The sequence below is a fragment of the Parasphingorhabdus sp. genome, assembly GCF_036963705.1.
Lineage (GTDB): Bacteria > Pseudomonadota > Alphaproteobacteria > Sphingomonadales > Sphingomonadaceae > Parasphingorhabdus.
The window spans coordinates 1-13814 of sequence record NZ_JBALUT010000025.1 but is presented as its reverse complement, the minus strand read 5'-3'; the positions used below and the strand labels follow the sequence as shown (position 1 = coordinate 13814).

Genomic DNA, 13814 nt, shown 5'->3' with positions numbered 1-13814 from the left:
GTTATTAATTCCAGATCTATCGAAATTTGTTTGATAGCCGATTTCAGTATGGTGTGCGAGGTGAGTGTCGATGTAATTAACCTACTTGGCTTGAAACAATCACGTAGCGGAAGGGGTCGTACGACTTCAGCCGGATGAACCGCACTATCAGTGCATGGGCCCGCAACAGGTGAACCCCTAATTTATAATATATTATTCCGGCTTACCGCTCGAAATCCGACGGTCAGCAAACTACCCAGTTACGGACATTATGGTTTGACCGCATTGAGGTCAGGCAATGGCAGCTTTCAGGAACGTGCGCCTGGCTTGGGAATGACCGAAACTGGGTGGTTTTCGGGCAGTCCGCTTTTGAATAAAATACGGTGGTACTGAGCTTGAAATTCAGGTGCGTGCATTTGACGTTGACAAGTTTGGCCAAATCCCAACTTGAATTCTGCGGAATAGCGGCAAACGAACTCAATTTGTTCACTTCCGGAAACAGAACCTTGATGTGGTCCAAAGTCTATCTATAGGCTTAGTTTAGAACGCATTGGATCGATTATTATGACATCTCCGCCGGTACCGCACAAATTTCGCTTCAGTATCGGCGTCACTGGACACCGGGCTGCACATAAAAGCTTCGCAGCCAATAGTGACCAGATTAAATCGGTAATCGAGAAAATTTTTGACCATATCGATCATGCCATAGACGGCGCAGCCTCGCCGCTTGGACCAGAAATGCTGGCGCCGACCCGATTGCATACTCTGATGGTCGATGGCACGGATCAGACCGCGGCGGAAATGGCGCTGGCGCGTGATTGGGAATTGATAAGCCCGCTGCCCTTTGGTGCGCGACTAAATGCAGCTATTAATGCAATGCCAACCGACGGCGGTGATGCCCGTGCATTGCTATCAGGCAACCAACCCGCTGATGCTGAGACCCGGAAAAGAGCTGAGGCAATCCTCACCCTTACAGGCAAAGCAAAAACTTTTGAACTCGCCGATCAGGATGATGCGATTACGGAGCTTTATCTAACGAAACTTGACGCGCCGGAAGATTTTGCGAAGGCTCAGGCTTTTGCGCTTGAAAGCGCCACACGTGCCGCGCTTGCTGGACGGATTTTAATTGAACAATCTGACCTGATTATTGGTGTATGGGATGGCAAATCCACTGCCAGTTTAGGCGGAACCGGCCACACAATAGCGACCGCCCTGGACCTGGGAGCGCCAGTGATATGGATTGATCCAACGGAGCCTGAAAGCTGGAGAATTTTACATACACCGGAATCATTGGCGGTCATGCAAGGCAATCCGCCGACCCGAGACCGCGAGACTCAAATTCAGACGATAGTCCGCGATGTTATCTATCCGCGAGATAAACCAATTGATCATAGTTCTGCTCATCACGGTCTCGCTGCACTTCAAAATGGTCGCTGGTATGATCGCAGCGCGCGGCTCACGCATGGCTATCGGCGCATCGAAGCTTTGTTTGGCGGGGGTACGCCATTTAGATCTATTGTGCAGACCTACGAAAAGCCCGAAGACATCGGCAAGGGTAGTGGTGCAGAAATATTAAACGCTGCCCGCGCTTTGCCTGGCGCCGACCCATTGTTGGCTGGCAAAATTGAGCAAAAGGCGATGCAGAATTTTGCTTGGGCTGACGGCATATCCGCGCGGCTTTCTGATCATTATCGCGGCGGTATGGTGGTAAATTTCGTGCTATCCAGTCTCGCTATTGTTGGCGGCATCGCATATTTGCCGCTAGTCCCTGCTGACCAGAAATGGGGTTTTGCTTTATTTGAATTTTTGCTTCTAATCGCGATTGTCGTCATCACATGGCGCGGTCAGAAGTACCGTTGGCATGGTCGCTGGTTTGAAACGCGCCGTGTGGCTGAATATTTTCGTCACAGTCCTTTGTTGTTGATGATGGGCGTGGCACGTGCACCTGGGCGCTGGCCAAAGGGGACGGACACCAGTTGGCCGGAATGGTATGTTCGTCATGCTCTTAGAGATATCGGACTGCCCAATGCAAAAATAAGCGACGGGTATCTTCGGTCTTGTCTTTCCACTCTGCTGGATGGCCATGTGGTGCCGCAACGCGACTATCATTTTGGCAAGGCACAGCGCCTGAAGACCGTCCATCACAATCTCGACCGATTTTCCGAACTTCTGTTCAAGCTCGCGATTATTTCTGTGGCAGCCTATCTGGTGTTGAAGGGCGGGTCTGCCTTGCATTTGCTCGATGCCGGTGTGTTAGCAAAGCTGTCCAAAACATTTACTTTACTAGGCGTGATGTTTCCGACTTTCGGTGGCGCGATTGCCGGTATCCGCTTTTTTGGAGATTTTGAACGTTTCGCGGCGATTTCGGAGGTGACGGCAGAAAGGCTCGATGCCATTGCCGGGCGCATCAAGTTGTTGCAAACCGCTCCTGATTACACGCTGAGCTACGACCGGGTAGCCGTGCTAGTGCACGCAACCGACGAAGTCGTTATAGCGGAAATTGAAAACTGGCAGGCCGTATTCAGCGGCAAGCATATTACAGTGCCGGTTTAGCTATAATCCAATCAATTGGTTTCAGGAGTCCAGATGCGCTCCATGGTTAGATATGTGACGGATGCTCTCCACGCTATTAGCAGCAGACCTGTCAAAGCTTCTATACCCACTAAGACTCGAATTGGACCTTCGGGCGTAATATCGCCGATGCCTAAAGTAGTATAGGATGCGATTGAAAAATAGAAGAAATCAGCGACGGTGGACGTGTGCGCGCCCGAGAGACTACCGGCACCGATACGCGCCATACCCCAGATCGCAATTGCGAAGATTATGATCTCCAACAAGTGCGTTAGAAATATCATCCTCATCACTAACAGCATTTGCCGACGAACACTTGCTCCCAGTTTTGAAATCGTCAGCGCACCGTTTCTCAGAGCTTTGAAATGCAAATAAAGGCAAGCGGCAATAAGCGATGCTGAAACGGAAAATGCGACGATCAATTCTTCCATAGCTCCCGCTCCGCTTTGGCACCGAAGTCAATCAAGCTGACCAAACTCCACAAACTTGACAGCTATGCTGTTGTTTGGGACTGTGTAAATCACTGTAAAGGCAAATCAATGATATTTCAGAAGTTCATTGCCTTCGTTATCATAGCATTTCTGGCAACCCCGGCCGATGCTGCAACTACGCGCGGCCTATTTGTCGGTATCGATGATTACCAGTTTTCCAAGGACAATGGTGGTGACAACGACTTCAGAAACCTGAGAGGAGCTGTCAACGACACCATCAGCATTAAAAACGCTTTGCGACCACTTTACCGCGTCGCTCTCGACAAAACAGCGCCAGATGCATGCCCTTCGGAAACCGCTGGCGATATCGTGTCCATCACATTGTTCAATACATGCGCGACCCGTGAGAATATCCTAAAGTCACTTGATCAGCTAATCACAATTTCAAAACCGGGTGATACGATCCTGTTCTACTTTGCTGGGCATGGCGCTCAATATTCAGCCGTTGTGCGCGCCGACCAGTCTTCCGGATATAGCGGAACGATCCTCCCGTATGATGCTCGCGATCCCAATTCGGCTGAAGTTAAAGAAATTTTCGACTATGAACTAAAAGAATATAAGCTACGCGCGGTGGCGAAGGGCATTTATTTTGTTTCGATTTTTGATTCCTGTAATTCGGGGACAGCTACCCGAAGTGGAGCCATCGGCGGTTCACGTAGTGCGCCACCCCTAATTCTTCGATCCGGCCAGACTTTACCGAATTCCGATGCAATCAGCAGCCAAGGGGAAGGTGGGTCCAATGGAGGATATTGGGTGCACATGGCCGCCGCGCAGGATGGACAGGTTGCCAAGGAACTGCCAGATGGCGGCATAGGAGGGGTTCGCAAAGGCGTATTCACCACCGCACTCATCGACACTTTAAATGCTATTCCCAAGGGAAGTTTTGGTGACATCATGAGCCACGTCCAGGCACAAGTGGGGGCAGTCAATGTCAATCAAACTCCTTCAGTTGAAGGCGACGGCATTCTATCGTCTTTTGGTAGCAGATCTTCGAGCGTTGTTTTGTTTAAGGCGTCGATTGCCGGCTTGACATTGATGCTTCCCGATGTTGGCCGGACTTCAGGAATAACCGAGGGATCGGTTTTCTCATTGTTCCCGGATGAAACAACAGCTCGTGAAGCTGATGCCACACCAGTTGCCACAGCCTTTGTTTCACAGGTTGGCCCAGACCAAACCAAGCTGACTCTTCAACAGCCCGATATGGGTACCAAGTTGACGAATATGCCGACGTTGACCGCCCGCAAAACAAGTCACGCCTTTACACGGGATATATTGAAAATTGGCAACCGGATCCCGCCCGGATCAGATCATGATACAGTCGACAGATTGTTGGATTCATTCGAATTTATCAAACAAGCGGAAGCAGGAGAGCTAAATATTGCGAAGATCGAAGCGACTTCAGATCAATTGGAGCTGCTCCGCACAGACGGCACGGCGGTAACAAATTTGGGAAGTATGCAAGATTCGGGATTTAAAAAAAATCTTGAGGGGAAATTGAAAAAGGCGGCCCGTGTCAACGAAATGATCAGCTTACTAACGCCCGTCAGTGAGGCTGGGATCGGCTTTTGTATTGATGATAGCAAATATAGTGTCCTGACTTGTCCAAAATCCGAGCGCAGAAATATGCGGCTTATCAAAGTTGATGAGAAAGCTCAGGTCACGATCACCAACAGAAGCGAAAAGTCTCGGTATTTTTACGTTTTCGGCATTGACCCCAGTTTCGGTGTAGCAGTCATTATGCCGCCGCCGGGTGCCAAGGATTCTGCTCTGTCAGAAGGGCGCGCCTATCGCAATGCCGGTGACTCAAACGATGATCCCGTCGTCATGCGAACGCCAGGTACATACAGGTTTCTTACAATCGCATCCGAAAAACCAATTAATCCGCTAGCATTGGAACAAACAGGAATAGCCGCGCGTGGCGCCGACATCTGTCAGAGTGCGCTCGAAAAATTGCTCTGCAATGCCAATGAAGGACAGAGGGGCGATCCGGTACCGCGCATCGGAGAATGGACTGCGACAATGGAGACCGTCATTGTAGAATGAATAGAAAGGGGCATCGATGAAAAAGATTCCAGTAATTTTGAGCTTCGGTATGCTGACGGCCGCTGCACAGCCGGCTGATCCGGTTACAGAAGTTGATCCCTTTGCGCCTCAGGAAATCGAGCAGAATGTGCCCGATACTGCGCAATCCGAAGAGAATGCAGAGGAGGAAGAGGATGATGGTGGCCGGATAATCGGTGGCAAGAAAGCTCGGCCCGGTTCTGCTCCCTGGCAAGTTCAGCTTTTTTCGCCAACTATCTATACGGACGCACAGCGCAAAGCAGACGCAAAACTTCCCAGAACCGACAGCCGGAAAAAGTTTCTCAACGAGCGTGCTAGCTATGATATCTCTCATCGCTGTGGGGCGTCTTATATCGGCGATGGATGGATCATCACGGCGGCACATTGTGTCAACGATCAAGCGATCACTTACCGTAGAGTTCGAATCGGGACCCAGAATGTCGCCAGCGGCGGGAAAACCTATCGGATAGACACAGTTGTATTGCACAAAGGATATCAGAGTGAAAACATACACGATATCGCACTAATTCACATCAACACCAAAAACAGACCGTTGCCGAGCGGTGTCGAGAAAATCACTCTCCAAAGTCCCGCCGATCCCGCTATGCGAAATGGTGAGACATTGCGAGCCACCGGATGGGGTATGACCGGTGCAAAAATGCCCGGCACCAAATTGCGGCTGGATCATTCGGGTGGAATCCAGTTTAGACCACCCAACCTCCTTCAGGTCGATCTGGCTTATTTTTCGCCTGCAAGGTGCAAAGTATTTTTTCAATTTAGAGGAAAAGTGCATCCAACAATCCTGTGCGCAGGATCATCGGATGGCCGCGATACCTGTGTCGGTGATAGCGGTGGACCGCTGGTCAGATATCAGGAAAAGTGGGTGCTAGTTGGCATTGTTTCGTGGGGTGTAGGATGCGGTATAGAAGGCCTTCCCGGTATTTACACACGGGTATCTCAATATTCGAACTGGATAAAGAGAGCGAAAACCATGCCCAGAGGCACATATAAAATCTTTTAGGGCAGGCATATCCGTGAAACGTTCAAATATTTAAATTACCGAGAGAAGCGCATGCTCAAAGCAAAGTCGATAGCCATGTTTTCGTTATATTTCATGCTTACCGGGGCGATGCAGCCTGACTCATCTCAATCGGAAAGCGGGCTGGAGGAAACTGTCGCGTTTCCTGAAGATGAAGGCGATGAATATCCCGTAAAACCAACGCCGGGCGATGGCACGCCGATCATCAGGGGATCTCAGGCGCCGCCAGGTCACGCACCTTGGCAGGTGCAAATCTATTCAACGCAATCTTACACCGAGGCAGAAATTGCACATGATGCCGGATTATCTTCAATCGCGTCCCAAAATCCTGGCGGAGAACGGAAGAAATTTCTCCAAGAGCGCGGCGAATACGGACGCATGCATCGATGCGGCGGAGCCTATCTGGGCGAGCTTTGGATAATCACTGCGGCACATTGCGTCTATGTAGACGGCAGCGCAAAGAATGTTCGCGCCTTGCGCCGTGTGAGATTGGGTACTCAAAATCTGACAAATGGCGGGGCTACTTATCCAATAGATGCCGTCGTGATCCATCGGAACTATGCAACCGGGAAGCACAAAGCGGATGTAGCCTTGCTCCGCATTTCGACGCGGGGAAAAGTCGGAAGCATAGTATCAGGCCGACTAAAATCCATCAGGCTTCACAGCGTACCCAGCGGCCATTTACCCATCGCAGACGGAAACTTGTTGGAGGTATCTGGTTGGGGACTAACTGGACCACAGAACGCTGATGCTGAAAATATTCGGTTGGACAAAGACGGGAAGGTGCAGCGATCACCAGCCCAACTTCTATATGTCCCCGTGAAGCATGTTTCGCGAAGATCCTGCAAAAAATATCCTACTTTCAAGAAAGGTCTGACGAAAGGCATGGTCTGCGCCTTGGGTTGGGCAAAATCGAGGGCTGATGATGTGATCGGCGATTCATGTGTCGGTGATAGCGGTGGGCCGCTAGTTCGCCGTGAGCGCAACGGTATCGTGCGCTTGGTAGGTCTAGTTTCTTGGGGCAAGGGGTGCGGAATTGCCAACATGCCGGGCGTCTACACCGACATATCCTATTACTCAATCTGGATTGAAACGGCAAAACAGAATGTTGAATCAGGCGTTTGGAAAAGATAATTTAGATTGAAAACAGGTCAGAGAACTAAGAGTAGATCGCCAACCCTTCTTGCCCAGATTATCTTTCAGTCTCACCGCGTTCAGTTTCACCGCGCTCAGTTTCACCCCGTTCAGTCTCGCCCCGTTCGGTCTCGCCCCGTTCAGTCTCACCCCGTTCGGTCTCGCCCCGTTCAGTTTCACCGCGCTCCGTCTCACCACGCTCCGTCTCACCGCGTTCGGTCTCGCCGCGCTCCGTCTTCTCTGCAGAACAAGCCTGCAGTGCGATCGGTGATGCCGAAACAAGCAATATCATTAATAATTTTCGCATTATGTCATCCCCTCTTTTATGTTTTTACAACTTATTCTAAACGAAACCTATCTTCTTTAGCAAACCGGAAAATTCAGGCATTTCGCGAACTGGGTCGAGCGCCGGGTCGACAAACATATTTACCATTCCCGCATCGCCCGTCGCATAAGCTTGTTGCAACGCATTTATGGCCTTCTCCCGATCATTCCATTGCGCAAAGACCTGCGCCTGCTGGTAAAGGCTGTTCTCTCCATGATCGTTAGAAAATTCTGTAAGCGCTGCTTGTGCTGCTGCGTCATTTCCGCGCCGCTTTTCGATAATGGCGATGCCGGGCAATCCAAAAAGATTATTCTGTTCCTTCGAGAAAAATTCAAATGCTTTGTCTTCGTTCCCCAGCATCAATTGGGCTGATCCCATATTGGCATTCGCGCCGCTCAGTTTTGGATTAAGCTTCAGCGCGCGCTCATATGGTTTAATCGCGTCTTCAAATCGCCGCGCCCGATAGCTGATGTCGCCAATGGAACGGAAAGTTCTGGAATTAAGTGGGTCCAATGCAGATGATCGCTTGATAATCGTTTCGGCAAGATCAAATTCGGCAAAGCGAGCGAGGGCCATTGCATAACGACTAAGGACGTCCGCATCTCCGGCGCCCAGCGCATAGGACTTATCATAAGGTTCGCGAGCGGCGCGCATATCAAGCTGGCCATGTCCAAGAGCGAAACCTAGCGATGAATGCGCTTCGGCAAATGCGGGAGCGGCTGCGACGGCTTCTCTGGCCGCAATGACAGCTTCGGAATATAGCTTCCTACGTTCAGTTCCATCGGCGAATTGGTTGGCCAATACCGCAAGTGAGCGAGAACGAGCAGCGTAGGCCGCAGCATATTTGCCATCCGCCGCAATCGCCTCTTCAAATTTAGCCAAAGCCTGACGGTCGGTTTCTTCACTGACACCTGCTTCGTATAGATCCCTGCCCCGCAAATAGGCATCAAATGCTGCCACGCTATCGGTGCCGCCAATTTGTTTTTCTTTGCTGGAACCAACATCATCCATTTGCGCAGAAAGTGCGGTGGCAACGGCAGCAGCGATTTCCTGTTGAACCGCAAATATATTGGTCAGCGGCTTTTCAAAAATTTTTGACCATCGGTTAAAACCAGTAGCCCCTTCGATAAGTTCTGCGGATATTCGAATCCGATCACTCGCTTGCCTCACATTTCCCGCCAGAAGAAATGACACCCCTAATTTGGCAGCAACCTCTGCGGCATCTTCCAACTGCTCGCGGAAGTTGTTCGACGACGTCTGGCCAACCACCTGCAATAATTTGTTGCGCGAAAGTTCCGCCCTGATTTCTGCGGCAAGGCCATCAGAAAAATAATTTTGTGACGGATCACCCCCGATATTGGCAAAGGGAAGCACAGCGATGCTGCTTTGCTCTGCACCGCCACTCAAAATTCCGCCGGTCCATGCAGCAACCGCGCCGCCAACTAGCACGGCCGATGTGCCGCCGATGATCATATTGCGACGGCTGACCAGGGGTGATGTCTGTACGAGCGCCTGTTCAGGCAAATCGGAAATATTATGTAAAGTTGCGACGGCATGCAGCACTTTCTGCATTTCCGGCGACCCTGGCCGGTTTTTTTTACCGGAAATATCGATAAACTGGAATTGGCCGAAACCCAGTGGCGGCTCGTGACCATCAATGGAAACTGGGACCAAGCATTCGCGATCCCGACCGCGTGTAGCTTCATCCTGAACCCAGTGAGATGCTGCAGAACTTGCAGACCAGAGGACGACAACCGCCCTCGCCCTTTCCAGCACTTCAGCGGTTTCCTTTGCGGCATGCACACCGCCCTTGATAAGGCCGTCCCACCAAACGCTAAAACCAACGTCTTCAAGTGCCTTGATGATGGGAAGCGCACGGTCGCGATCAGCATGGGAGTAGCTTAAGAAAACTGTGTGTTCCGCTTTCCCATACATTTGCTCACCATCAGTCATCAGCTGATTTTCCCTGCTGTAAAGATTTACGAGGACCGAGCATCGACTGTAACCCTAACTTAAACCGTTGTAAAATGATACAGATTCACTGTCGGTTATCGCCTTCCGTATCCCACCCTTCAAGCTGTTCACGCAGAGCGATGAAGCTGGGCCTGCTATTGAAGTCGAACAGCACGGGTTGCTGAATTTTTTGTTTCCTTGTCGCTGTCCGTCCCGGAAAAAAGAAACTACTACCATTGCTTCGATCAGCGCCACCCAGCCCTGAAAGACGTTTGTCGGTAGCGAGTTCCGGCAGTCGTTTGACTGCGTATGAAAGCCATTTGTCCAGCAATATTCTGCCCTTCTCATCGCGCTCTGCATGGCCGGATTCTGCGGTAATTCCGCCGCCGTCATCCCCTGCTAAAGCGTAGGTCAATAGACCATGACTGAGAGAGGCATCTTCCAGCGCAACGTCGCTGGCCTGCGCCGCCGTCAATATCCTGATCCCTTTGTCGAAAGCGAGTTGGCCAAGCCCACGGTCGCCCATAGGACCAGGTTTAAAATCTCCGCTATCCACGCTGGCTCCCGAATGGCAGGCATCGATGATCAGGCTAATATCCGCCGCTTGCGTTGCCCGGAGCAAATAGGTGATGTCCGTGGTCGACAACAAGGTTGATGCATCCGGCAAATTTTGGGCATCAGGCCATTTTCCGTCCGAGGGTAGCAGATAGAAATCGCCATCCTTGTCCGCCCAGCCATGTCCCGAAAAGGAAATGATCACAATATCATCGGCGGTGGAAGCTTCAAGCATTCGTGCGTCGACCTCGGCCGTGCGGAGCCGGGTAAGATATTTGCCGCGATCCCGTTCAGACATCACCAATGCAAGGGCGCTCTGTATCATGAGTTTATCTGTCGGTTTTGGCCAGCCATCCGCCGAACCGTTTCCGGCCAGAACCAGTTGCCGCACCTCATATCCCGAGATAGTTTTCAGGCGATCGGCAATCAGATGCGCATCCGGCTCTGCATAATTCAGATCCAGACGATCCTCATTATAGTCGTTAATCCCAATCGAAATAACATAGGCTCTGGGTTTGCGAGGGATTGGTTCTATTTTCCGCTGATAGACGAATGTCGCCGTATCACTTTTGATCCGGCTTTCGTTAAACGCATAGGCCGAAAAATTCAGCTGTTCCGTGCCCGATCCGGTTGGCAACTGAACCGTCAGGCCGTAGCGATACACGCCGTCAGCGTCGGACTTGATCTTGACCCGGTTTTTCTCCTGCCATTGATCAAGTGTTTCGTTGGCGTTACTGACATCGGCACCAACAACATAGGGTTCATTGGGATATTGACCGATCAGGCGGTTGTTCAGGAATAATCTGGGACTGAAAAGCCCCGACCTGGTTCCACCATTGGCCGCGATCTTGTCGACGCCTTCTGTTGCCTCGAAACTGACCGTGGCCTGCCTACCGTCTTTGCTTTCGCTTACGTCCACAATTTTGACCCGCGGCAAAACCCGAGTCAAATCGGCGAAGGAAGGCAGCAACTTAAACTGGGTTGCGCAATCACCGGCAGCCCTGCATTCCAGCAGTTTCCGATATAATCCCGGCTCATAAAAATCACGCATGAATGTCTGCGGAGCGAGGCTTTGCCATGGTGCATCAGGCACTATCCAGCGGACCATGTCGGTGTCCGGCGAGAGATTGGTATCATACCGCCCTTCGGGTGTAACGGCAAAAAAGCGATTATCCGGGAACGTGTAGAAAGTGAGCAATTTGGTGAAATTCTCGCTATCCCAGAACTCAATAGCGCCGTCCTCGGTCGCGGCCCAAAATAATTTCGCCTGCTCGATAGGGCCGCCCTTAGTTAGTGCAACGTTACCGGCGATACTGGCGACGACTTCCCCTTTTCCGACGTTAATTATTTTCCGTTTGTAGAGATCAACCACATGGTCGTTGCTGATCGGGATAATGTCGGTAGAAGTGTCTGGAACCCTTATAAAATCTGTATTACCAGAGCTGTCAACTACGACCAGATCTGACTCCTGATAGTGAGCGGAAATGGACTGTGTAAACAGAATTTTGTTTCCGTCGGGAGTGAAATACATATTTTCAATGGTGCTGTCGTTATCGAAAGATATTCCGCCCTCGCGGATAATTTGTGCAAAACGGTCCTCTCTTCTCATGCCTTCAGGCGTATCGAATAAAAGATTCTCGATAGTGGCGGACAAAGGATGGACGAATTTTGCTATCTCTCGCGGCGGAGAGACCAGAGTTTCGCCTGAGATGTCAAACAGCCACACCCGAAGCAATTGTTGTGAATCCGGGTTGGATAGATCATCGTCCCGCTCCCTGGTTGCCACTGCAAGCTGCTTGTAATTGGGCGAAAGCTTGATCGCTGTTATGGTCTGTCGGTCCCAGTCCGGCTGTTTCACCAACTGCCATTTCCTAGCAGATGAATATATCGACACGCTGGCGGCTAATGGTAAATGCGTTGCACTCCCGTTGCTACTCATCTCCTCGAATTCGACCAGGCACTCATGACGTAGACCCGATTTAAAACAGCCAGAAAGACTGCCTACACCCAGAAACTGGTTGTCAACACTCAGTGCTTGCATATCGCCATAGCTTTCAACGGCCGAGCAACTATCATCTTTCGCACAATCCTGATCTACAATGAGTGCAGGCGGAAAACCTTCCAATGCTTTAGGCATATCGTTGGTGGCGACGTACCCATTACTAAATAACGTGTAGCGGCCTTCACTCAGCCAGCGCACATCGTGATAGGGTCGGCCGGGAAGAAAGCCATTCGTCTCGGTGCTGCTGTAGAGATCTAACGTCTCGATCCGTGATTCTGTGTCGTTTTTCAGGCTTTCAATCTTGACCAAATGGCGGCCATCTGCGGTCACATCCACATCCGTCAAGTAGCTTCGCGGACTGCCAGTCAAAGCAATGATTTGCTGATCTTCGTCCTTTGGCACCAGATTGACGCCGTAGCGACAGCGGTCGCGGGAGGTACAAGTTGAATCGTTGAAAGCGTAATGTTCATCGTTCGGATCAATAAGACCGTGTATACCATTGTCATGATTGGGTCTGGGCCGAAGTAGCCCATCGGGAGATAGAGGAAAAGGTTCCTCATCACCGGCACCTTGGATATCATCTGGAATGATTACCGTCTGATCACCTATAATTTCGCGCGTTTCCAAGTTGAGCGAAAAACTGCACCAAAAACCGCCTCGATTTGCTGCTAAAGGACAGAAATCTGGTTCGGTTACCCGATTTTTGCCATCTTCGGTGAAGATCAGAGCAGCGGTTTTACCATCCCTGCCCACATCAAAGTTGTAATAGTATAGTCGTCTCGAATTCTGCTCATTTACCCATGTGCCCGGAACTTGCACCCTGTCGAGTATTATCCCGCTTTTTGCATCCCAGAATACAATCGAGCCATCTTCAGCCAGCGAAACCAAATGCTTGCCGCCATTGACCCACCGCACCGCGCTCACCGGTGCCTGATGTCCCAGTTGCAAAATAATTTCAGGTTTGAGTTGTCCTTGATTAGCGGTCTGAGCAGAAGCCTGCGCCGCAATGCCGAAGGACAACAACAGCACGGCTGCATAGCAAAATATCTGCCATATGCTACATTTCGTGCTTGAACATAGCAATATGAGGTCCTTTCCCCAGATATAATTTATACATTTCAGACTGCAAAGAGCAAAGATAAGTAGCACATGTTAAGGTGCATCAAAAGTTTCTACGATGCCGGCCTAATTGGGTTTGTATCAGAAAATTGGAGAGCAGGGTTTGGTTTTCTTGAAAGGGACAAGATAGCCGCATCTTGGATCAAAGTTGTAGGTAACTTTGTTTCCGCTGCGGCTCTGAACGCAAGCCAGCGAGCAACGCCAATTGAAGCGCTCCCAGTATGCAAAAACCCGTTCTGCTTAAAAAGGCTGCAGTGAGACACTAAAGTTCTTGAATTCACCTATCGCGACGCGGAAGCCTTAACATAGCAGCTACGCCCGTTTACCGGAAGTTCGAGTCGTTTCGGAACGGCCGAAATTGGGGCGTTAGCGGGCATTGACATGTTCCACCCAGAGTGCGAGTTTGAAGTGTGAAGTACTTCAGCTCATTCTTTGCGCTTGCCACGACGTTAGCGTTGACTGGGTACGCCCATGCGCGTCAGCCCAACTGCCCCGCTCAGGTAAATGCCAGGGCCGAGATCGACCGGACCATCCATGATTTCTTCGATGCGCTTCGCAAGGATGACGAGGCGTCCTTCAAACGCC

8 protein-coding genes are annotated in these 13814 nt (G+C 50.7%); 5 read left to right on the top strand and 3 right to left on the bottom strand.

What is annotated here, in order from left to right; translation table 11 throughout:
- The first annotated feature begins 543 nt into the window (after positions 1-543).
- Positions 544-2532, top strand: coding sequence for a hypothetical protein (locus V7680_RS07825; RefSeq protein WP_335652727.1), 1989 nt, complete (start codon positions 544-546; stop codon positions 2530-2532).
- Between the two features lie 11 nt (positions 2533-2543).
- Here the strand turns inward: V7680_RS07825 and V7680_RS07820 are convergent, their stop codons facing one another.
- On the bottom strand, positions 2544-2981 hold the full coding sequence (locus V7680_RS07820) for an ion channel (RefSeq protein WP_335652726.1): 438 nt from the start codon (positions 2979-2981) through the stop codon (positions 2544-2546).
- A 108-nt stretch (positions 2982-3089) separates the two neighbouring features.
- On the opposite strand from V7680_RS07820, the gene V7680_RS07815 reads away from it, so the two are divergent.
- Genes V7680_RS07815 through V7680_RS07800 form a run of 4 tightly spaced genes read left to right on the top strand, consistent with a single transcriptional unit; the run spans position 3090 to position 7546 of the window.
- Complete coding sequence (locus V7680_RS07815; RefSeq protein ID WP_335652725.1) at positions 3090-5084, top strand: caspase family protein; 1995 nt, start codon at positions 3090-3092, stop codon at positions 5082-5084.
- Positions 5085-5100: 16 nt separating this feature from the next.
- Positions 5101-6123 carry a S1 family serine peptidase gene (locus tag V7680_RS07810; protein WP_335652724.1) on the top strand — a complete coding sequence of 341 codons (1023 nt, stop codon included), beginning with the start codon at positions 5101-5103 and terminating at the stop codon, positions 6121-6123.
- Between the two features lie 51 nt (positions 6124-6174).
- On the top strand, positions 6175-7275 hold the full coding sequence (locus V7680_RS07805; protein ID WP_335652723.1) for a serine protease: 1101 nt from the start codon (positions 6175-6177) through the stop codon (positions 7273-7275).
- A gap of 49 nt (positions 7276-7324) precedes the next feature.
- Positions 7325-7546, top strand: a complete 222-nt coding sequence (locus tag V7680_RS07800; protein WP_335652722.1) for a hypothetical protein — start codon at positions 7325-7327, stop codon at positions 7544-7546.
- A 72-nt stretch (positions 7547-7618) separates the two neighbouring features.
- Here V7680_RS07800 and V7680_RS07795 read toward each other — a convergent pair whose 3' ends face one another.
- A complete protein-coding gene (locus V7680_RS07795) occupies positions 7619-9553 on the bottom strand; it encodes a TIR domain-containing protein (protein ID WP_335652721.1) in 1935 nt (644 codons plus the stop codon).
- An 85-nt stretch (positions 9554-9638) separates the two neighbouring features.
- Complete coding sequence (locus tag V7680_RS07790; RefSeq protein ID WP_335652720.1) at positions 9639-13130, bottom strand: caspase family protein; 3492 nt, start codon at positions 13128-13130, stop codon at positions 9639-9641.
- Between the last annotated feature and the right edge of the window lie 684 nt (positions 13131-13814).

Coding starts and splice junctions, on each gene's coding strand:
- V7680_RS07825 (WP_335652727.1), top strand. CDS start 544: ATGACATCTCCGCCGGTACCGCACAAATTTCGCTTCAGTATCGGCGTC.
- V7680_RS07820 (WP_335652726.1), bottom strand. CDS start 2,981: ATGGAAGAATTGATCGTCGCATTTTCCGTTTCAGCATCGCTTATTGCC.
- V7680_RS07815 (WP_335652725.1), top strand. CDS start 3,090: ATGATATTTCAGAAGTTCATTGCCTTCGTTATCATAGCATTTCTGGCA.
- V7680_RS07810 (WP_335652724.1), top strand. CDS start 5,101: ATGAAAAAGATTCCAGTAATTTTGAGCTTCGGTATGCTGACGGCCGCT.
- V7680_RS07805 (WP_335652723.1), top strand. CDS start 6,175: ATGCTCAAAGCAAAGTCGATAGCCATGTTTTCGTTATATTTCATGCTT.
- V7680_RS07795 (WP_335652721.1), bottom strand. CDS start 9,553: ATGACTGATGGTGAGCAAATGTATGGGAAAGCGGAACACACAGTTTTC.